The sequence below is a fragment of the Corynebacterium sp. UBA4397 genome, from assembly GCF_002390965.1.
GTDB classification, from domain to species: Bacteria; Actinomycetota; Actinomycetes; order Mycobacteriales; family Mycobacteriaceae; genus Corynebacterium; species Corynebacterium flavescens.
Genome location: NZ_DGRD01000009.1, coordinates 1 through 20,876, shown reverse-complemented (window position 1 = coordinate 20,876; position 20,876 = coordinate 1). Strand labels below are relative to the sequence as shown.

General features: G+C 59.9%; 18 protein-coding genes. 10 read left to right on the top strand and 8 right to left on the bottom strand.

From position 1 onward, the window contains the following. The first annotated feature begins 49 nt into the window (after nucleotides 1–49). The 5 genes from B2696_RS02665 (at nucleotide 50) to B2696_RS02645 (ending at nucleotide 5,797) form a co-directional block, all read left to right on the top strand. Entirely contained in the window at nucleotides 50–1,558 is a 1,509-nt protein-coding gene (locus B2696_RS02665) for an ABC transporter substrate-binding protein (protein WP_075730245.1), read from the top strand. Beyond that, the gene (locus B2696_RS02660) at nucleotides 1,555–2,499 is read left to right on the top strand and encodes an ABC transporter permease (RefSeq protein ID WP_075730246.1); all 945 of its coding nucleotides are present in this window, start codon (nucleotides 1,555–1,557) and stop codon (nucleotides 2,497–2,499) included. The genes B2696_RS02665 and B2696_RS02660 overlap by 4 nt, the downstream gene beginning before the upstream one ends. Further along, the gene (locus tag B2696_RS02655) at nucleotides 2,496–3,308 is read left to right on the top strand and encodes an ABC transporter permease (protein WP_286953775.1); all 813 of its coding nucleotides are present in this window, start codon (nucleotides 2,496–2,498) and stop codon (nucleotides 3,306–3,308) included. Before B2696_RS02660 ends, B2696_RS02655 begins: the two co-directional genes overlap by 4 nt. Then, entirely contained in the window at nucleotides 3,305–4,741 is a 1,437-nt protein-coding gene (locus B2696_RS02650) for an ATP-binding cassette domain-containing protein (RefSeq protein ID WP_075730248.1), read from the top strand. The genes B2696_RS02655 and B2696_RS02650 overlap by 4 nt, the downstream gene beginning before the upstream one ends. 105 nt (nucleotides 4,742–4,846) lie before the next feature. Then, nucleotides 4,847–5,797 (top strand): restriction endonuclease, encoded by a 951-nt coding sequence (locus B2696_RS02645; RefSeq protein WP_286953774.1) that lies wholly within the window; start codon nucleotides 4,847–4,849, stop codon nucleotides 5,795–5,797. A 247-nt stretch (nucleotides 5,798–6,044) separates the two neighbouring features. Here B2696_RS02645 and B2696_RS02640 read toward each other — a convergent pair whose 3' ends face one another. Further along, complete coding sequence (locus B2696_RS02640; protein ID WP_255312476.1) at nucleotides 6,045–6,173, bottom strand: hypothetical protein; 129 nt, start codon at nucleotides 6,171–6,173, stop codon at nucleotides 6,045–6,047. 84 nt (nucleotides 6,174–6,257) lie between these two features. After that, nucleotides 6,258–7,739, bottom strand: coding sequence for a YeeE/YedE thiosulfate transporter family protein (locus tag B2696_RS02635; protein ID WP_286953773.1), 1,482 nt, complete (start codon nucleotides 7,737–7,739; stop codon nucleotides 6,258–6,260). 334 nt (nucleotides 7,740–8,073) lie between these two features. Here B2696_RS02635 and B2696_RS02630 point away from each other — a divergent pair, with 334 nt between their 5' ends. Together B2696_RS02630 and B2696_RS02625 are read left to right on the top strand one after the other, a co-directional pair. Further along, nucleotides 8,074–9,930: a BCCT family transporter gene (locus tag B2696_RS02630; protein WP_286953784.1), complete on the top strand. Its 1,857-nt coding sequence runs from the start codon at nucleotides 8,074–8,076 to the stop codon at nucleotides 9,928–9,930. Nucleotides 9,931–9,936: 6 nt separating this feature from the next. Continuing rightward, entirely contained in the window at nucleotides 9,937–10,338 is a 402-nt protein-coding gene (locus B2696_RS02625) for a hypothetical protein (protein WP_075730250.1), read from the top strand. Between the two features lie 21 nt (nucleotides 10,339–10,359). On the opposite strand, the gene B2696_RS02620 is transcribed toward B2696_RS02625, so the two are convergent. After that, nucleotides 10,360–11,772 carry a M20 metallopeptidase family protein gene (locus B2696_RS02620; protein WP_075731260.1) on the bottom strand — a complete coding sequence of 471 codons (1,413 nt, stop codon included), beginning with the start codon at nucleotides 11,770–11,772 and terminating at the stop codon, nucleotides 10,360–10,362. A 95-nt stretch (nucleotides 11,773–11,867) separates the two neighbouring features. On the opposite strand from B2696_RS02620, the gene B2696_RS02615 reads away from it, so the two are divergent. Next, nucleotides 11,868–13,217, top strand: a complete 1,350-nt coding sequence (locus tag B2696_RS02615) for an FGGY-family carbohydrate kinase (RefSeq protein ID WP_286953771.1) — start codon at nucleotides 11,868–11,870, stop codon at nucleotides 13,215–13,217. Nucleotides 13,218–13,221: 4 nt separating this feature from the next. Here B2696_RS02615 and B2696_RS02610 read toward each other — a convergent pair whose 3' ends face one another. The 5 genes from B2696_RS02610 to lepA form a co-directional block, all read right to left on the bottom strand. Next, nucleotides 13,222–14,439 carry a Dyp-type peroxidase gene (locus B2696_RS02610; protein WP_286953770.1) on the bottom strand — a complete coding sequence of 406 codons (1,218 nt, stop codon included), beginning with the start codon at nucleotides 14,437–14,439 and terminating at the stop codon, nucleotides 13,222–13,224. Further along, nucleotides 14,440–15,393, bottom strand: coding sequence for an EfeM/EfeO family lipoprotein (locus B2696_RS02605; protein ID WP_286953769.1), 954 nt, complete (start codon nucleotides 15,391–15,393; stop codon nucleotides 14,440–14,442). A 143-nt stretch (nucleotides 15,394–15,536) separates the two neighbouring features. Next, nucleotides 15,537–16,289 carry an alkaline phosphatase family protein gene (locus tag B2696_RS02600; protein ID WP_286953768.1) on the bottom strand — a complete coding sequence of 251 codons (753 nt, stop codon included), beginning with the start codon at nucleotides 16,287–16,289 and terminating at the stop codon, nucleotides 15,537–15,539. Further along, nucleotides 16,255–17,430 carry an alkaline phosphatase family protein gene (locus B2696_RS02595; RefSeq protein ID WP_286953767.1) on the bottom strand — a complete coding sequence of 392 codons (1,176 nt, stop codon included), beginning with the start codon at nucleotides 17,428–17,430 and terminating at the stop codon, nucleotides 16,255–16,257. The genes B2696_RS02600 and B2696_RS02595 overlap by 35 nt, the downstream gene beginning before the upstream one ends. 198 nt (nucleotides 17,431–17,628) lie before the next feature. After that, nucleotides 17,629–19,476, bottom strand: coding sequence for a translation elongation factor 4 (lepA, locus tag B2696_RS02590; RefSeq protein WP_075730254.1), 1,848 nt, complete (start codon nucleotides 19,474–19,476; stop codon nucleotides 17,629–17,631). 18 nt (nucleotides 19,477–19,494) lie between these two features. Between lepA and B2696_RS02585 the strand changes: the two genes are divergently transcribed. Continuing rightward, nucleotides 19,495–20,040 carry a type II toxin-antitoxin system PemK/MazF family toxin gene (locus B2696_RS02585; RefSeq protein WP_075730255.1) on the top strand — a complete coding sequence of 182 codons (546 nt, stop codon included), beginning with the start codon at nucleotides 19,495–19,497 and terminating at the stop codon, nucleotides 20,038–20,040. Between the two features lie 244 nt (nucleotides 20,041–20,284). Next, entirely contained in the window at nucleotides 20,285–20,548 is a 264-nt protein-coding gene (rpsT, locus tag B2696_RS02580) for a 30S ribosomal protein S20 (protein ID WP_075730256.1), read from the top strand. Nucleotides 20,549–20,876 lie beyond the last annotated feature (328 nt).

Below are 20,876 nucleotides of genomic sequence, written 5' to 3'. Positions count from 1 at the left end.
TACACCCGTCCGTTTCCCCCCGGCCACCCCCACCGTCTAACCTGCTTCCATGAATAGAACTCGGGTCGCACGGGCGGTCACCGCGCTGGCCACGGCCGCGTGCCTCAGCGGATGCTCAGCGGGACACACCGCGGTCAAGGAAGCAAAGGGAGACACCGCTGCCGTCACCGTGGCCACCACGGCTGCGGCGACTTCCCTCGACTTCACCAACGTCGGCGGCGCGGCCATCCCTGCCGCCTTGATGAATAACGTCTATGAAACGCTGGTGCGCATCGATCCCGCCAGCGGAGACATCATCCCCGGCCTCGCGCAATCCTGGGACCTCAACGACGATGCCACCGAATACATCTTCCACCTGCGCCCGGGCGTCACCTTCAGCAACGGGGACGAGTTCACGGCTGACACCGCCGCCTTTTCCATCGACTACGTCAAGGAATCCTGGACCAACGCGATCTCCGCGCAGATGAAGCCAGTGGCCTCAGCAGTCGCGTTAGACAAGCACACGCTCAAGGTCACGGTTTCCGCACGCTCCAACGGCTGGCTGTGGTCCATGGGCACGGCCACTGGGGCCATGATGACCCCCAACGGGGTGGATAAACTCGCCTCCGCGCCTGTAGGCACAGGCCCCTTCCAGGTCGAGTCCTTTGCCCCCGGCGAATACCTGGCACTAGCAGTGCGCCCTGATTACTGGGGTACGCCAGCTGCCCAAGACGTCACCATTCAATACTTCCCGGACACCATCTCCTCCGTCAACGCGCTTAAGGCCGGCGGCATCGATGTGGTGTGGGCCGTCCAGAACCCAGAACTCCTCGATAACCTGGGAGCCGGAATCACCACCATGCGTGGCACCACCAACGGCGAGCTTTTGCTTTCGATGAATAACCAGGCCGCGCCTTTTGACGATCCCCGCGTGCGCCGCGCCGTGGCCTATGGAATTGACCGCAACGCGGCGAACCAAGTCCTCTGGGATGGAATGGCCAAAGACACCGGCGGTGCGCCCGTGTCCCCCACCGATCCCTGGTTCAAGGGCGACGAGTACTACCCCTACGATCCAGAGCGCGCTCGCGCCCTCATGGAGGAGGCCGGCGCGGTAGGCACGCAGCTGCGCATCACTACGCCCACCCTGCCCTATGCTCAGACGCTTTCCGAGCTGCTCTACTCGCAGCTGCGCGCCATCGGCTTTGACGTGAAGCTAGAATCCGCCGAGTTCCCCGCGCTCTGGTTAGGCCAAGTGATGGGCGCCAAGGACTACCAGATGTCACTGGTGGCCCACGTCGAGCCGCGGGATATCACCACGCTTTTTGGTAATCCCTCCTACTACCTCGGCTATGACTCCGAGAAGACTCGGGAATACTTCGCCACCGCCGATGCTGCACAGCCCGCGGACTACGCTCCCCTGATGGAGCAGGCCGTGGATAACATCATGGCTGATGCGGGTGCCTATACCCTGATGAATATGCCCAATATCGTGCTCACGCGCGAGGGGGTGTCGGGGCTTAAACCCGATATGGTCACCGACGGCATCGACCTCCACGAGCTGAAAAAGGAGCAGGCATGAGAACACCTTCTTCGTGGGGCAGCTCCCTCGCGCGCTTCCTGCTGAGCTTCTGGCTGGCCTCTGTCATCATCTTCGTGCTCATGCGCGCAGTGCCGGGCAACCCGGCGCGCGTGAGCCTCGGCGTCAACGCCACCGACGAGGCCGTCGCTGAGCTCTCCACCCAGCTGGGGCTGGACCGCCCCCTGCTGGCACAGTATTTCGAGTGGTTCGGTGGATTCTTGCGCGGAGACTTCGGCGTCTCGCTAGCCTCCCAACAAGACATCACCCCCTTGGTGTGGGATCGCGTTCAGGTCTCTCTCATCCTTATCGTCGCCGCAATGGTGCTGGCGCTGGCAGTGGCAATCCCCGCCGGCATGTGGCTGGCACAGCGCCCCAATGCCTTCGTTTCCGGTATCACGCAACTGGGCATCGCGGTCCCCAGCTTCCTCGTCGGTATCCTGCTTGTCGCCATCTTCGCCGTGCGCCTAGGGTGGCTTCCTGCCAATGGCTGGGTCCCGCCCAACCAGGGCTTCGGGCAGTTCCTCGCGCACTTGGTGCTACCTGTGGTCTCCCTCGCCCTTGTACAAGGTGCGATGCTCACCCGCTATGTGCGCTCGGCGATAGTCGATGTCATGAACCAGGACTACATCCGCACCGCCCGTGCTCTGGGCCAGTCACGGCGCGAGGCCTTACTGCGCTATGGGCTGCGCAACGCCTCCCTGCCCGTGCTCACCGTCATCGGGGTACAGCTAACCACCTTGGTCATTGGCGCGGTGGTCATCGAATCGGTCTTCGTCATCCCGGGGCTGGGCAGCATGCTCTTGCAGGCAGTCTCGGTCCGCGATCTCACGACGGTGCAGACGCTTGTCATGCTGCTCGTGGCCTTTACCCTGCTCCTCAACCTCCTCACGGACGTGGCATATCGCCTCGTCGACCCACGCTTGAAGGCGGCACAGCGATGAATCAATTACGTTTTGGCTCCATCCTCGTCGGCCTCACCGTCGCGGTGGCGGTCCTATCCCTCGTGTGGACCCCCTATGATCCCAACCTGGCCCAGCCGGCGGTACGCCTGGCTGATCCTTCCCTTCACCATGTGCTGGGCACCGACCGCTTCGGCCGCGACATTGCCTCTCGCATCATGGCAGGGGCCCAGATTACCGTCTTAGTCAGCCTCGTCGCAGTATTCATCGCCGCCCTCATCGGCGTGCCGCTCGGCGTGTGGGCCGGCATGAAGCGCGGTCGCTTCATTGACCACGTCATCATGCGCGGCTCAGACCTCCTGCTGGCCTTTCCCGCGCTGCTGCTGGCGATTATCGCCGGCGCTATCTGGGGGCCATCTTCCATCACGGCGATGATAGCCATCGGCGTGGCCGGCATCCCAGCTTTCGCGCGCGTAGCCCGCTCCGGAACCTTCCAGGCCATCACCCAGGACTATATCGCCGCCGCGCGTGTCTCCCGCGTTCCGGAATGGCGCATCGCGCTGCGCCACGTGGCCCCCAATATCGCGGGCCTCGTCATCGTCCAGGCCACTATCTTTGCCGCACTGGCCATCCTTGCTGAGGCCGGTCTATCCTACCTGGGCTTGGGCGCCACACCTCCCACCGCCTCGTGGGGCCGCATGCTCCAGGATGCCCAATCGCTTCTGGGCAGCGATCCGCTCCAGGCGCTGTGGCCTGGCTTGGCCATCGCGGGCGCGGTCCTTGGCTGCAACCTGCTGGGCGATGCCCTGCGTGACTTTAGCGATCCTCGCCTCAAAGGAGATAAGAAATGAGCCTGCTCCACGTCCAGGATTTACGCATCGGCGGGCTCCTCGGCCCCTTAAGCTTCGATCTGGCACCCGGGGACAACCTCGGGATCATTGGTGAATCCGGTTCGGGCAAGTCCCTGACGGCTCTGTCCATCATGGGCCTGCTCCCCCCGCAGTTGCGTGCGCAGGGCTCCATTGCGCTTGAGGAGCGCGAGCTCATCGGCTTGCCGGATCGCCGGGTACGCCCGCTGCGCGGCAGTGAGATGGCCATGGTCTTCCAGGAGCCTATGAGTGCGCTCGATCCGCTGATGCGGGTGGGCAAGCAGCTCGAGCTGGCCGGAAGCAACGACAGAGCGGCTAGCCTACGCGAGGTCGGCTTGGATCCCGCACTGTCCCCACGCTATCCCCACGAGCTCTCCGGCGGGCAGCGCCAACGCGTCCTCATCGCGATGGCCATGGCACGCTCCCCGAAGCTGCTCATCTGCGACGAGCCCACCACGGCGCTCGACGCCACGACTGAACAAGAGATCCTCGATCTCATCGCCTCCCTCGCCGCGCAGAAGGGCACCGCGGTGCTTTTTATCACCCACGATTTGAGCGTCATCGCGCGGATGTGCTCGCGCGTGCTTGTCCTGCGCCAGGGGCAACTCATCGAGTCGGGGTCTACCTCCGAGGTACTCGATAACCCGCAGCAGGATTACACCGCCCAGCTTATCGCCGCCTCGCGCCCCGCTGCCCCCGCTGCGCCTCGCCCGGTGGGGGATCCTCTGGTTGAACTAGACGGCGTCGCCAAGCACTTCGGCACCACCCACGCGCTTGACGATGTCACCTTCACCCTGCGCCGCGGCGAACGCCTAGGCATTGTTGGCGGCTCTGGCTCGGGCAAGACCACCACCCTCAAGCTCATTGCCGGCCTGGATGAGCCGACCTCCGGCACCATCTCGGTGGAGGGACGCGTGCAGGTGGTTTTCCAGGATCCGCAGGGCTCGCTGGATCCGCGCCTGCCCATCTGGAAGACCATCGCCGAGGGCATCCCGAATACGGGCAAGAAACTCACAAGCGATAGGGCCAAGGTTTCGCGTCTGCTGGAGGAGGTTGGCCTGCCTGCCGATAGCCTCGACCGCTTCCCCCACGAGTTCTCCGGGGGCCAGCGCCAGCGCATCTCTATCGCCCGCGCCATCATCGGCGAACCCGATATCCTCTTGGCCGACGAGGCAGTCTCCGCCCTTGACGTCCTAGTGCGCGCGCAAGTACTCGCCCTACTCGACCGTCTAGTGGAGAATCACGGCCTGAGCCTCATCTTCATCTCCCACGACCTGGCCGTGGTGCAGCAGGTATGCAGTAGTGTTCTCGTCATCAACAACGGCACCATTGTCGAGCGCGGTAACACCGCCGACATCCTCGGTGACCCGCAGCATCCCTATACGCAAAAGCTCGTGGCGGCGCGGCAGGGTTAGTAACCCTCCACGACTGCGAGCCCCAGTCGCGCGTGCACGTTGCGGCGTTTCAGCCTCTTGCCCCCTGAAAGCTGCCAGCTGGCACGACATGAAATAATAAACTCTATGTCGCCCGAGAAGAACTCAGCATCCTTCACTGATCAGGGAATTCCAACACACCAGGAACTAGTGATACCCGCTCTCCAAGCAGTCGCTAGCCTAGGAGGTTCGGCTGAGTCAGGTGAGATTGTTGACTATGTCATCGAGCACTACCCGAACTCGGAGTCACTTCTAGAGATCACATACCCTAAGCGGCCAAGTGTTGCGGTTCTCCCCGAGCGCGTCGCTTGGGCCCGTTCAATGGCAAAGCTAATTGGAGCCTTGGAGCAACCGACAAGGGGCATGTATCTGATTACGAAACTGGGCGAAGGTCTACTTCAATTACCAGAAGAAAAGGCATTAGAGAAAGTCCGCGACCTGGATCGAGATTACTACCGTCAACAACGACAAAGGAGGCTCAGTGATTCGGCGCAGAACTCTTCACGCCAGATAGAGGATTCTCAGCCTTCGGCCGAGGTGTTAGCCGATACAGAATCAGACAAAGATGCGACTGGGTCAGAATGGAAGGCTCAACTCCTCGACCGACTTCATCGACTTAGCCCTGAGGGCTTTGAAAAGTTTGTGCTCTATCTCTTACGTCGCTATGGTCTCCAGCTCACCCATATGGGCGGAAGTGGTGATGAGGGTATCGACGGGATCGGCACAGCGCCATTGAGTCCCGTGCTATCTTCGCGTGTTGCCGTTCAAGTAAAACGGTATGCCCCACAAGGTAAGCCGATTGGGCGCGAAACGGTCGCTTTGTTCCAAAGAGACGCACAAACTAAAGGCGCAGAACGCGCGATTCTGGTGACACTGAGTAGATTCACCGAGGCCGCGCGCAAAGCAGCTAATGCCGCCTCTCCGACTGTTGATCTGATTAACGGTGACCGCCTCGCAGAATTAATTCGAGACGATGGCGAATCCGGAGTTACTCTCCAACCCACAGTCAGCGAGACATGGTTCGAGCGCTTCGATTAACTATCCGGCTTTGTGAGAGCCCTTCATATGTTTAAAAGACTGACATATTGAAGAAACGTGTCGCTTTTCGCTCCACATTCGACATATCACTCATAAAGCTGCGGATGCCTTCGATTCCTCAAGGAGTGCGGAAGCTCTAGGAGCGCGCATCCTCTCTGTGGATTAAAAGGATTCAGGGCTCAGCAAACGAAGTGCTAATCCCCTTGTTATGACTAGTTGAGGCTCCAGATCTTTTTATGGCACCGCTCTAGCTGGCGAATACCCCGAACAAGAGGCCTTGGTTCAGCAGGTGTTCCTCGCGATACTCAAAGACCTCGAAAGCCTCCACCAACTCGCTGAGGTTGGTGGAGTTCTCGTCGAAATTAGGCAGCTGCATACTTGGGTACCCTACCTTCACGTGGACAATAGAACGGGAGCAGAATGCCCCATCTTCACCTGATAGTAGCTCACAAATGTGTAATTATCCTCTTTGTCCTTCCTTCACCACCGTCACTTGCCACCCGGCATTGCCCGAACGGCGAAAGTCAATGATCTCGTGGCCGGCGTCAGCTGCCCATGCTGGGATAGTGTCCGTAGCTTGCGTGCAATCGAAGTCGATGACCAAGGCCTCACCCGCATCGAGTTCTTCCATTACGTCTTTTGCCTCGATGAGTGGGAAGGGACAGACCGAGCCTAGTGTGTCTAGTGCGTAGCGCCCTTCACCCAGCGGACGCGCCTTGTTCAGTGCCTTCGGCTTGGTTGCGAGCGAAACCGCCCCCAGGGAAACACCGAAAGATTGAGGTCGGGTGGCAGTGCGAACCTGACTGTGGGAGACCTCGACGCTTTCAGACAAGCCATTCTCGCGGCTCAGCACCCTGTCTTCAGCGGAAAGTGACGATTCTGAATTCGCGTCTTGGTCGAGAGAGTCAGCGGTGGTGTAGGCCGTGCCCGTCCCCGGCTGCTGAATCGCGGCAGGGGCAAGCCACAGTTTGGCACCAACACCCACGCCGATCGCCATAAACAGCAACGCGATCCAGCCTTGGAAGCTAAAGAGCGAGGTTTCTACCATGCCGTTTCCGACCGTGCATCCATTCGCCAAGGATGCACCAACACCCATCATGATGCCCCCGATTATTGCCCGTGAGGCGGTTCGTGCGTCCGGTACGCGCACGCGGAACTCCCCCGCCAGCTCGGCGGCGAGGAAGGCTCCAACAAATAGACCGATGACGAGTAGCGTTCCCCAGTTGATACGCGCAGAGTCGCCCGTGACTGCATAGCGCAGGAGATCCGAAGACGGCGTCGTAATGCCTAGACCAGCGTTGCGACCGGTCGCGGCGGAAAGGGGAAAGGCCAAAGTGCCGATCAACCCCACTGCTATGGCTGCAGTATTCAATGTGAGCGGCTTGGCATACCACGGCTGTCCTAAATCGAAGCGCTTACGTGCAGCGTCCTTGGCACGATAGTGACGCCAGAGGAGGAAAGTGACAATCCAGACTGCTGCTACAAGGAGCCAAGGTGAGACTCCCAGCGCGGCGTGGATCGTGGTCAAAGGTGTCTCCCACTGCTTGAGCCAGTCGTTAGCCGCAGCCAGTGGGCCGGCCTTCATCGCTGCAGCCGAAAGCGCAAAGAATATGAGTGCCAGCCAGGATCCGACAAGACCTTCAGCTGATCTGTACCAAGTGCCAGAGGCGCAGCCGCCTGACAGGATGATTCCAAGCCCGAAGATGAAGGCGCCGCCAATAATAGCTACAGGTGCGAAGTTACTGGTAGAGGGAGAAATGACTCCCAACTGAGTGAGCAAAGTCAACCCGAAAGCATGGACGGAAATGAGGATCATCAGGGCGGTAAAGCCCCGCCAGGACCGGCTCATAAATATATCGCGCAGCATGCCTGTGACGCAGAAGCGTCCTCGCTGCATTACCGCACCAAGGGCCAGGCCCACGGCAAGTCCGGAAAGTAGCATCTTTAGTCCTTTTCGCGTTTGCACTCCAGTATTAGGTCGCCCACCATAGCCCATTATGTACTGCATTGTCTATATTAATTGCACATATATGTACGGGAGGAGCGCGGAGTCTGTCTAGCGAACTTCACCAGCCTGGTTCCCCTCTTCGGATAAGTTGTGCATCCCCGCCAGCTACTGGACAATGGTTGTAATTGTCTAAAAGCTGCCGCGCCGAAGGCGGCAGCAGGTTAAGGAAAACGTGACGCAGAGTCCCACCCCACCCCGTGGCAAGACTTACAAGGAATCTCTCAAATCTCGGACGCGCGACAGCTCGGTTGGGCTGTATCCGCATAACATGCACCCAGGCCTCGTCCCCGGCATCAGCGTTGAAGAGCAGCGGAATGACTTTCGGATCGACAAGATAGTCTTCACCGTCGCCGCGACTGCAATCCTCGCCTTCATTGCTTGGGGCGTCACCATGCCCGATAGCGTTGCGAACGCCGCTTCGGTGGCCTTCGACTGGGCAATCACGGATGCAGGTTGGCTGCTCAACCTCACCATGATGTTCGCGCTCATCACCATGGCGTACATCGGCTTTTCCCGTCTGGGCCGTATCAAACTCGGCCTCGATGATGAAGAACCTGAGTTTGGGCGCTTTAGCTGGATCGCTATGATGTTCGCTGCCGGAATCGGCGTGGGCATTTTCTTCTACGGACCTTCAGAACCGCTGAGCCACTTCCTTACCCCGCCCCCTCATACTGTTGAGGGCGGCACTGTTGAAGCACTGCACTCCGGGCTTGCGCAAGCCCATTACCACTGGGGTCTCTCGCCCTGGGCCGCCTATGCCCTCGTCGGTGGCGCCATTGCCTATTCTTCCTACCGCCGTGGCCGAGTTCCCTTAATCTCCTCTATTTTCAAGCCGCTTTTCGGCTCCCGTGACACCGATGGACCTTTCGGAAAAGCCATCGACATCATGGCTTTGATCACCACGTTGTTCGGTACCGCAGCCACCTTGGGGCTCTCCGCAGTGCAGATCGGACAAGGCGTGACAATCATTCGCGGAGCGGGTGCGGTCACCAACACCACGCTTATCATCATCATCGCTCTATTGGGCTGCGCTTTTATCATTTCCGCGGTGTCCGGAGTGGCCCGTGGAGTGCGCTACCTTTCCAATATCAACATCACGCTGACTCTAGGACTTGTGGTCCTTGTATTCCTCTGCGGGCCGACGTTATTGCTGCTCAACCTCATTCCGTCGAGCATCCTGACCTACCTCGATGAGTTCCTTCCCATGATGTCTAAGGACTTGTCCTGGGGCGAAGAGACCATCGAGTTCCAGTCTGTATGGACTGCCTTCTACTGGGCATGGTGGATTGCCTGGACGCCGTTTGTGGGTATGTTCGTGGCCCGCATTTCGCGTGGGCGCACTCTGCGTGAGTTCACCCTGGTCACCATCATCGCGCCCACTTTCATCCTCATCATGGCTTTTACGGTATTCGGCGGAACCGCCATCAACTTCAATCGCGAGGATCGTCCAGGTTTCGATGGCTCGGCCTCTGGCGAGGAGGTGCTGTTCAACGTGTTCGCTCAGCTTCCGCTGAGCACTATTACGCCCTTCATCCTCATCGCCGTGCTGGGCATCTTCTTCGTTACGTCGGCGGACTCTGCTTCCATCGTCATGGGAACCATGTCTTCCAAGGGAGACCCCACCCCGCACAAGGCCGTCGTGGTTTTTTGGGGTATCTGCATGATGGGCATCGCCATCGTCATGCTGCTTACCGGTGGTGAGGAAGTCCTCTCCGGCCTGCAGAATCTGACTATTCTTTCCGCATTGCCGTTCTGCTTGGTGCTGATGGTGATGATGGTCTCCTTCGTCGTCGACCTGCGCTCCGACCCCGCTTTCATTCGCCGCACCTACGCGCGCACGGCCGTGGAGAATGCTGTCGTCCGCGGTATCCAAGAACACGGCGATGATTTCGAGCTCTCCGTCGAGCAGGCCTCCGATGGCCGGGGCGCAGGCTCTGACTTCGACTCCGCCGCAGATCGTTATACCGAGTGGTACCAGCGCACCGACGAGGAGGGCGAGAAGGTCGACTACGACTTTGAGACGGGCGAGTGGTCCGATGGCTATGATCCGGAAGAGGAGGCTACAAAGTCTCAATCAGATTCTGATTCCGATTCAGAACATCCGGATCCTCACGACAAGGACTAAAGGCTCATGGGCATACCCAGCGAGGTGGTGCTGGAGGGATACTCCCTCATTGAACAGCACGAGATCGATCACCAGTTTCTCCTCCAGGGATCGCCGCTGTCGCTGCGGACTCCACTCCTCTTGGCGTTGACGCTGCTGGGGGTCACGCTCGTGGGGCTGGCAGTGCTGTGCAGAGCCTTCCGCAAACGAGGTGCCCTTGCCGCCGGGCTGATAGGCGCAGCGCTCGCCGTGATCAAGCTGTGGTGGCTACCCATCGCCCTGGCTATCGAGTTTTCGGATGTTCGCGTGGCCGGCTATACGCTCTATTACTATCCGCAATATTGGCTGGCGCCGACCATAGTGCTGCTTGCGGTGGCAGTGTTGGGGCTGGCCGCCGCCATTAGTCCGTGGCCAACCCGTCGCCGCTAAGAGAGCCGCTGCCCCAGGTAGCTAGTTGATTACAGGGGCACCTTCAGTAGTTGGAGCTCCCTGCGTTTCCGCTGCGGGGGCCGCTGCAGTACCGGCCCGCATGGCCCGTGTTGAGGGCGAGGGATGCGCGTCCTCCGTCGCCAGCCGCTCGAAGGCCACAGCGGCAAGCGCCGCAGCCTGCTCGCCCAGCATCGAATCATCGAAGCGGGCAAGCGGCGAATGGTTCCACTCCCGCAGGTGTTCCGGGGTGGCCGGGTTGGCCGTTCCCATCCACATGAAAGTCCCCGGCACCTGGGCCAAGACGGATCCGAAGTCCTCGGAGGCCATCATGGGCGCGCGCAGCGGCATGACGTTTTCCGCACCGAACATCTGCGACCACAATGTCGCCGCGAACTGATTCTCGCGGGGGTTGGTTTTCGTCGCCGCATAGAGGACTTCGAAGTCAACGTGCGCGGTGCATCGATGCGACACGGCCACTGAAGAGGCCACCTCGGTGATCATCTGGCGCACGGCCTCGATCTTCTCGTCACGCAACACCCTGACAGTTCCGCCCAACATGGCCTTATCCGGAATCGCATTGAAGGCCCCATCCCCCGCCCGCAGCGTGGTAACCGTAATGACGATAGGCTCTAGGGCATCGAAGCGCCGGGTAAGCGCTACTTGCATCGCCATCTGAATCTCTGCCAAGGCCGCAACCGGATCCGCCGCGTCATGCGGGCGCGAGCCGTGCCCGCCCTTGCCCATCACGGTGATGCTCAGGTTGGAAGATGAGGCCATCATGGGGCCTGCAACGTGGTGGAATGTCCCGCGATCTTGTGGGCCGACGTGTAAACCATAGGCGGCAATGGGCCGGCGTCCGGCGGCGTCGAGCACTCCTTCTTCAATCATGGGCTCAGCACCACCGGGGCTCTCCTCTCCCGGCTGGAACATGAAAATTATGTCGCCCTTGAGCTCCTCACGCAGCTCACAGAGCAAGCGCACCGAGCCAATGAGGCCAGCGGTGTGCAAGTCATGGCCGCAAGCGTGCATGAACTCATTGACCGAAGTAAAAGGATCCCCCGTTTGTTCACGGACTTCGAGTGCATCCATATCCGCGCGCAGCAGCACAGAGACGGGGCGGTCCCCGCGCTTGCCTCCCCGCAAAACAGACACGACCGAGCTGAGATCTTGTCCGCGATGAATCTCGAGAGGTAGCCCCTCGAGAGCATCCAAGACAGCGCGTTGGGTACGCGGCATTTCCAGGCCCACCTCGGGGTGCTTATGCAGATCCCGGCGGATTTCTTGCAGCTCAGGAAGCAGCGCGCGCCCGCGCTCCAGAAAAATATCAGACACCGCCCTTCCCCCGACCTGCGTGGCCATCACGGGCAGCGGTGGAAGCTGTTGTCCTAGGCGTGGCTTGCGAGCTTTGCGGTAGGGTTCCTGCGGGGTGGTCATAAGCTTGTCCTTCACTCGTCCTTCCTGTCTATGTGCATCGAGACTACATGGAGTGATCGACAGTTATTGTCACTTTGGCGACTAGGCTTGCCACTATGGCCTCGCTCACCCTCGCACTCGACTTCGGTACTTCCGGACTCAAAGGCGCTCTCTTTTTCGGATCCACCATCGTCGACAGCGCGCAGACGCAGTATCCCACCCGCAACCACACCCAAAGGCCGCAGGACTGGCTTGAGGCCCTTCGCCAGGTGGCCGCGGCCCTGCCCGGTTACGAGGCTGTTTCCGTTACGGGGCAGATGCAGGACCTCATTTGCTTAGACAGTGGCGGCGACGTCTTGGGCGCGGCGCGGCTCTATAGCGACACCTCAGCGACGTCCGCCGCTGCTCGGCTGCACGCTCTGGTCCCAGATTGGGAGCAGATTACCGGCAACGAGCAGGGCGCAACCTCCAACGCTGCCATGTTCGCCGAATCCCACCCCGAGCACACCGCCCACCTGCTCTTTGGCCCGAGCGGGTTTATCGCCCACGCGTTGGGTCTGGGATATCACGTAGATTCCACGACTGCCTCGACTACTGGTCTGCTGGATCTGGATCGCCGCGCATGGTCGGAGAAGGTAGCCCACGCGGCGGGCATCGATATGGCATTGCTGCCTATGCTTTCCGACGGCCTCTTGGGCACCGTCGCCCCCAATGATTACGGCATTACCCCGGGCGTTTCCTTCTTCCTTGCGCCTGGAGACGCGGCGACGACAACACTGGGCATCATCGGCGATGAACCCGGGCGTGGCTATATCTACCTGGGAACTTCCGGTTGGTACGCCGAGATCTGTGAGGAAAGACCACAGTGGCCGGGGGCTTTTCACGTGCTTGCTTTGCCCGGCGGCACAACCCTGGCCATAGCAGCGCTCCTCTCAGCCGCTGGCACCGCGGATTGGGCCCGGGTGGCCTTCTTGGGCGGGGCTTCGCACGACGCGGCCGAGGAACTACTGGCCACCCGCCCGCGCGGCTGGAGCGGGATTAGCTCGATCCCCTCCCTGCACGGCGAGCGCTTCCCCGTGCGTGCCGATGCCGCTGGGGTGGCCCTAGCCGGGCTGCGTTCCACCCACGCGCCGGCAGACATGTACAAGGCAGTTCTCGAAGGAGTTGCCCTGTCCCTGTCCCACGCAATGAGCAGAGACGCGACTGCGAGCGCCGCTGCATTGCCCGTGGTGGGCGGCGGCGCGAACTCACAGCTTTGGCTGCAGATTCTGGCTGATGTCACCGGGCGCACCATCGTTGCGCCCACGCTAGTCGACGCCTCGCTGCTCGGCGCAGCGGGTGTACTTGCGGAAGGTCAATCCCGCATCATCGAACCCGATCCGCGTGCGGTCGCCAGCTACGCCACGGCGCACGCCTCGCAGCTGAGACTCTTTTCCGCGGTCGCCGATTCCACGCCGGGCCTCTAGCCGCCTACTGCTGTGTCAGCAATAAACGGCCAAAGTAGTCATACTCGTCCTTGAGTCCAGGCAGCATGAAGAAGTAGCCGCCGCCGAAAGGACGCAGATAGTCCGCCAAGGGCTCGCCCTCAAGGCGCTTTTGAACAGTGATGAACTGGCGCTTCAGATCCTGTTGGAAGGCAACGAATACCAGGCCTGCATCGATGTTTCCATTGCGGCGCAGCCCGTTGTCATAGTTATAGGAACGCCGCAGCATGAGCTGATCAGCAGTATCGGGCGTGCGTGGGTTCGCCAGCCGGATGTGGGCATCGGTCGGGATGACATCTCCCACCGCGTCATCGGTGTAATCCGGCGCCGCCCACTCATCCCCACCGGTCAGCGGTCCGCCAGTGTAGCGGTCGCGGCCACAGATCTGCTCCTGCTCCGCGATTGAAATCCGGTCCCAAAACTTGGTGAGCATCCCAATCAAGCGCACCGCCATATAGCTTCCGCCTGCCGCCCACGCCGACTCGTCATGGCCTGCCCACACCAGGGAATCAAAGTCATCCTGATGGGGATTGACAATTCCGTCTTTAAAGCCCAAGTGGTTGCGCTGTGTCCCCGTGGGCCGCGGCTCATTCTGATATCCATTTTGCAGCCAGCGCGTCGTGGCGAACTCACGCGTGTGCCGCAGAATATCGCGCAGCGCATGCAAGGCCGTGTCTTTCTCGTCTGCGCAGATCTGAAGGATGATGTCGCCGTGGCAGGATGAGTCAACCAGCGAATCATCCGCAAAAGGCTCCATCTGCACTAGGTGCGCGGGTTTGAGCTTGCTCAACCCAACACGATCGTCGAAAAGCGCGGCTCCGACCCCGACAGTGATGGTCGGGTTATCCGTCGGGATATCGAGGCCGAGTTCCCCTGAATCCGTGGCAGGAAACGCAATGCCATCCGGCGCCGCAGGACCTCCTGCTACCAGGATTCTGGTGCGCTGCGTAAGAGCGCGGAAGTACTCCGCCAGGGAGACCTCTGGGAGGAAGTCGAGCGCGCAATGCACGCTATAGCGTTGCGGAGGATCAACAATCCCCCGTTGGTGCTCTCCCCCAAGGGGAAGCGCTGAAGCCTGCTCGGTACTCGACTCAGGATCATCACCAGCACTTGCGGCTATAGCAGCAGAAGCGGAAGGCGTCGCCGCCAATGCAGCGACACCGCCAAGGAAGGCCCGGCGCGAGAAATGGAATGGGCAGCTCATCTACATCCTCCGGATTACAGTCATAGTGGCGATCACAGCCAGTTTTTCATTCGCGTCCGCAACAAATCCGTTGAGGACTTGGCGGTCTGTGGGGTCGTGGGGATCCATGGTCTGTGAAAAATCCTCCACCTTGTCAAGGCTCTTATCTATCTCGGCGAGGTTCGCACCGCGTTGCGCCAGGATGTCTCGGAGCGGGTCTATCATCGTCCTCGTCGCCTCCATGTCTGTCTGGACTGCTAGCGGCAGGGAGTTGGAGCCGTAGTCCCGGTAGCCTTGGAGATCGAAACGCTCGAGTTCCTCGGTCATTTCATGAGTCCTCAAGCCATAGTCCGCTGAGGCGAGCGCAAACTGCCCCACCCCTTCGACCACGGTATGCACGTTGTCATTGAGGAACTGGGCGTGCTGGGCCACTTCCGGCATAGCTTCGCCGTGCCACAGCCCCCACTCCACGCGGTGATAGCCCTCGATGTCCTCTGGCGTCGGCGTGGCGCTGGTGCCAAAGTCACCGATGTCATCGACTGGGCCCTCCCATTCGGTGTTGGAATCATCGAAGGTCCGGTACTTGCGATAGGCCGCAAGCCACGCCTTTTTGGCAGCCTCGCGGTCCCCGGACTGGGTGGCCAGAAGTAAGGCATCATCCAGCCCCGCCCATTGGGCAAGCTCACCATGCTGCTGAGCGGCGTGGGCAACAGATGCCTTGGCAACATCATCCTCAGTTATCGGCAGCATCTTCGATGCTTCCTTATAGGGCGAGCCCGTGACCTCGAACTCCGCACCAGCAATGGAGGAGGTATTACGGAACACGCACACGAGGTGATAGGTGCCGTCTTTCAACGTGGCATTCCACTGGCGCACGGAGGGAGAACCTACCCTTTCAATGACCTGATAGGCATAGCCCTCCTTATCCGCCACGTAGACGGTCAGGTACTTGCCTGAGGTATTGTTCAGGCTCAATGCTCCTCCGGTTTCCGCTGGTACCGGGCAGGAATAGCTATCCCGGACCAAGAGCTCATTGGACGGCGCCGGGGCGTGCGAGTTAGTGCTATTGCACCCCGCCAGCGTCACCAGCGAAGCCAGAAGAAGGCACCGGGCTTTCATTACTTGTTCCCAGAGCGATTTTTCATAAATAGAACGCCGCCAGCGACGATGACAACAATGACTCCCAGGGCGCCCCACATCCAGGTGGGGAAGCCGGACTTTTCCTCCGTCGCCGCGGCCAGCCGGGTTTCCTTGATTACGCCGTTCTCGGTCGAGGCCGGGTCATTCATTCCCTCGGCGACGTCTTTGAGCTGCGTGGTCTCGCGGGAGGCGTTGTCGATCTTCTTGACCTGGTCATAGGACTTGGCGACGCTCCCGTCCGTCTCATTCAAGAAGACCTTGTCGGCCTTGGCCTGGAAATCAAACATGCCATCGAGCTTGCCGGCTCGGTTATCAAAGGTGTCTGCGCCAAGGCGCCCAAGGTCCCAGTTGTCTTGAATGAACTTGGTGATAGAAGTCTGTTCCGTGTAGGTGCTATCCACATGGTTGGACTTGGCAAAGGGAGAGACAACCAACAGCGGCTGGCGTGTGCCCGGGCCGCACTGGCCTTTGGCGCCACCGGCTACCCCGACGCCCTTTGCCGCCGAGGTGCAAATCTCAGCGTCGACGGGATCACCGGTTTCCTCATCGATGGTGGTGTCATCGGAGCCGTTGAGGATCTTGGGAGCCTTGTGGTCATACCATCCGTCGGAATGGTCATAAGCAATGACAACCGCCGTCGAATCCCACTGCTGAGAGTTTTGCAGCTCGTTGATGTAGTGGGTGATGAAGGCCTGCTCATCGAGCAGGATTGGAGTAGCCCGCGTGTCCATCTTGGTAGTTCGGGGCTTTCAGGAAAGACACCGCCGGGAGGTTTCCGTCGTGGAGTGCGGTATCGAAGTCCTCGACATCATACTGGTGATTAGCCTGGTCGGTCTTGCCAATCATATCCGCGCTGCGGGGAGCTAGGTGGTGCGGGTTCGCGGTCGAGGCGTAGTACTGGAAAGGCTCGTGGTGTGGGTTGTAGTCAGGCTGGCCCTGCCCCGTCAACGTGTTGTGAGCAGCTCCGCAGCGCGCCCGGCTGCTTTCCGTGGCAGGCTCAGTGGGCCGGAACCCGCCCTGGAACCAGCCCCAGGTGACGTTGTTTTCATTGAGCTGGTCACCGATGTTCTTATTGCTAAAAGCAGCAACCTGGTCGGTGGAGGCGGAAGATGCATTCGAGCAATCATCGTAGAGGGGGTCTGGGTCTCCCACGATGGTGGTCGTTGAGCCATCTTCCGCGACGCCAGCCAGGTCGCTCGATTTGCCGGGCTCTATCTTGACTTGCTCACCGCTGGCCGGATCGTGCATGGTGGCGCCAGCCACGGTGCCAGCAATGAGGTTGATGGCTCCCGGGGTCGAAGGGCCGAAGATGGTGGAGTAGCTGTTGTCGTTGAGGGCAAAATTCTGCGCGTAGTTCCACATTCCGGTGACAGTGTTGCCATCGTAGTAGCCCATGGTCAGACCGGGCTTGGCAGAGTAGCCGTTGTTCTTCTTATCCACGTCACTGGAGACGGTTTCGGGGAACTTATCCATCTTCCCGTTGTTCGCCGCCTGTTGCTCTGCGGAGTACTCGTGGTTTTGGTCCACCGTGGCAGCCTGATCCGGGGAGAGACGGAAGGGCTTGACCGAGTTGGGATTCTTATCGCCGAGAAGATCCTCCGAGGCGAGGTTGTTGACCTTGGGGGTATCTTTCTTGGCCTCGAACTGAGGAGCAGCAAGGTCCGTGCCTTGCTGCTTTGCGCCTTCGTTGTTTTCAGCCTTGGGATAGGTAGCGAAGTAGTGATCGAAGGAGATGTTCTCGGCGTAAATCACGACAACGTGCTCAATAGGAGTATTGGTCTCCGCGTGGGCAACGTTGGGGCAAAGAAGGAGGGTGGATACGCAGGCGCCGAAGGCGACACCGAAGCGCTTAATGGCAGCCGTGGAAGACATGAGGAAAACCTTAAGAATTGAGAATTATGCCAAAGCAGGATTAAACGCCCCTCCTACGCACCTCACAAACGCAAAAGGAGACTTTAAAACCAGCCGGCTCTCAGTTAAGGTTCCCCTCATAAAGCCAGTTCACACTGGGCTAAAAGTACTTTGCGGCCACAACCACATTGCACCCAACGTTAACCCACATTTCCAGAATTATTCACCGTCTGTCGACAGCGCAGCGACGAAAGCTTCCTGCGGCACGGAGACCGAGCCGATGGACTTCATGCGCTTCTTACCAGCCTTCTGCTTCTCCAGGAGCTTGCGCTTACGGGAAATATCGCCGCCGTAGCATTTGGCCAGCACGTCTTTGCGCATCGCACGGATATTCTCGCGGGCGATAACCTTGGAGCCGATGGCCGCCTGAACAGGCACCTCGAATTGCTGGCGTGGGATGAGCTCCTTGAGCTTCTTGGTCATCTTATTGCCGTACCACTGCGCGGAATCACGGTGCACGATCGCGGAGAAAGCATCAACTGGATCGCCGTTGAGCAGGATATCAACCTTGACCAGGTCAGCGAGCTGCTCGCCCGCCTCCTCATAGTTGAGGGAGGCATAGCCCTTAGTGCGGGACTTCAACATGTCAAAGAAATCAAAGATGATTTCGCCCAAAGGCATGACATAGCGCAGCTCCACGCGATCCTCGGAGAGATAATCCATACCGCCCATCTGGCCGCGCTTGGATTGGCACAGCTCCATCGTGGGACCGACAAACTCCTCGGGCACGATGACCGTCATCTTCACGATGGGCTCATAGACCTCGTTGAGCTTGCCGCTCGGCCAATCCGCGGGGTTGTGCACCAAAGACTCCTCGCCGTCCTCCGCGATCACGCGGTAAGTAACAGAAGGCGCTGTGGAGATGAGATCCAGGCCGAACTCGCGCTCAAGGCGGTCGCGGGTGATCTCCATGTGCAATAGGCCCAAGAATCCGCAACGGAAACCGAAGCCCAACGCCACGGAGGTCTCGGGTTCGAAGGTCAAGGAGGCGTCGTTAAGCTGCAGTTTTTCTAGTGCATCACGCAAATCGGGGAAGTCCGACTGCGAGATGGGGAAGAGCCCGGAATAGACCATGGGCTTGGGATCGTGGTAGCCCTTAAGCGCCTCCGTGGCACCATTGGAAGCCCAGGTCACGGTGTCCCCGACTTTGGTTTCGCGCACATTCTTTACACCCGTGATGAGGTAGCCCACCTCGCCGGGCCCGAGCCCCTCGCACTTTTGCATGGTGGGGGAAATGATGCCGATCTCTAGCAGCTCGTGGTTGGTATTGGTCGACATCATGGTGACCTTCTGGCGCGGGACCAGCTTGCCGTCCACCATCCTGATATAAGTCACCACGCCGCGATAGGTGTCATAGACCGAGTCAAAGATCATGGCCCGGGCAGGAGCATCGGGCGCGAATTCGGAGCTGGGCGGCGGAACCAACTCGGTGACCCTGTCGAGCAGATCTTCGACCCCCTCTCCCGTCTTGCCGGAAACACGCATGACCTCATCGGGCTCGCAACCGATGATGTTGGCGATCTCCAGGGCGTACTTCTCCGGCTCCGCGGCTGGAAGATCAATCTTGTTGAGCACGGGGATGATCTCAAGATCATTTTCCATGGCCAGATAGAGGTTTGCCAAGGTCTGCGCCTCAATGCCCTGTGCTGCATCCACCAACAAGATGGCGCCCTCACAGGCCTCAAGTGCGCGGGAGACCTCGTAGGTGAAGTCCACGTGACCGGGGGTATCAATCATCTGCATGACGATCTCCTCCCCCGCGAACTTGCCGGTGCGTGGTACCCACGGCAGCCGCACGTTCTGCGCCTTGATGGTGATACCGCGCTCGCGTTCAATATCCATGTTGTCCAGGTACTGATCACGCATGTCGCGCGCGTCCACTACCTGGGAGTATTGCAGGATGCGGTCAGCCAACGTCGACTTGCCGTGGTCGATGTGGGCGATAATGCAGAAGTTGCGGATCTGACTTGGATCCGTAAACGTCTTGGCCGCAAAATTTTTAGACATGTGTCTACAATAGGCTACATGACTAGCGGCAAACCAACTGTGCTCGCCCGCGTCTTGGCCGCGCTGGGAGTAAGGGACAAAGAGCCGGTGGACCACGGCCTTTCCCGCATCAACGAGCGCCTGGGAATGCACCGCCGCGCAAAATCCCGCGAACCACGCAAAGCTGCCCACATCCGCGTCGAAGCCTCCGCTTCCCACCCCCGATCCATCTTTTTTGCCCCCGATATGGACGGCCAGGCCGATTCCGGCGAGGTAGTTTGGGTGTGGGCCCCTTCCGATGACAAGCAGTCCCCGCCACGCGAGCGCGCCATCCTCGTCATTGGCCGCACCCGCACCACGGTCCTGGGGCTTTTGATCTCCCCCAATCCGGAGCACGCCCACGAAGATGAGTGGCTAGAAATCGGCTCCGGCGACTGGGACGAATCCGGCCGCCAGTGCTGGATCCGGCTCGATCGCGTGCTCGAGATCTCCGAAGAACAGGTTCGCCGCCAAGGCACTCTATTTCCGCAGCGCCGCTTCGAGCGCATCACCAACCGCCTGCGCTCGCGCTACCACTGGGCTTAGGCGAGAGCGCAGATGGCGGTTTTGGGTCTCTAGCCACGCTGCTGCTAGGATTGCACAGTTACTTGTCTGCTGGGCGCGTCGGTCGGGGCGGTCAGGACCTTGGGTCCGCTCTTCGAATACCGGCGCCGGGCATCTAGTTTGAGAGGCGTGTTGATACACAGCCAACACTCACACGAGGTGCGGGAGAGTCCATCAAGGCTGGTTGCAAGCAATAATCACTTTCGATTCCAAGAGGTAAGATTCGATGGCAAACATCAAGTCCAAGCAGAAGCGCATTCTCACCAACGAGAAGTCGCGTCAGCGCAACAAGGCTGTCCGCTCCGCTGTTCGCACCGAGATCCGCAAGTTCCGCGAGCTCGTTGAGGCCGGCGACAAGGCTGGTGCGGAGAAGCAGCTGCGCGCCGCTTCCCGCTCCCTGGACAAGTCCGTTTCCAAGGGCGTGTTCCACCGCAACACCGCAGCCAACAAGAAGTCCGGCATGGCCGTGGCTTTCAACAAGATGGCCTAAGTCTGGCACTTACGCCTGCTTGAACTAGTTTGTCCCCGCACTTTTTTGGTGCGGGGACAAACTAGTTTTCCTACCCAGTCGCTTTAGTGGAACGCTCTTCCCAGAGGCCCCGCCCCCTCAGCTGCAAAACAATACTTAGCGGGCTCTTCTGGGTTTTAGAGTGCGTGGTGGGACCGGCAGGCAAAATGCGAGTCCCTTGCCGGTATTTTCCGGGTTCATCTCCACTGCACAGTCACAGTCCTGCCCGTTGTTGGTTTCCCCACCGGGCTTTGTTTTAGGGTGCGGGAAGTCGCCGTTGGGCTTTGGTGTCCTAACGGCTGGTGTGCGG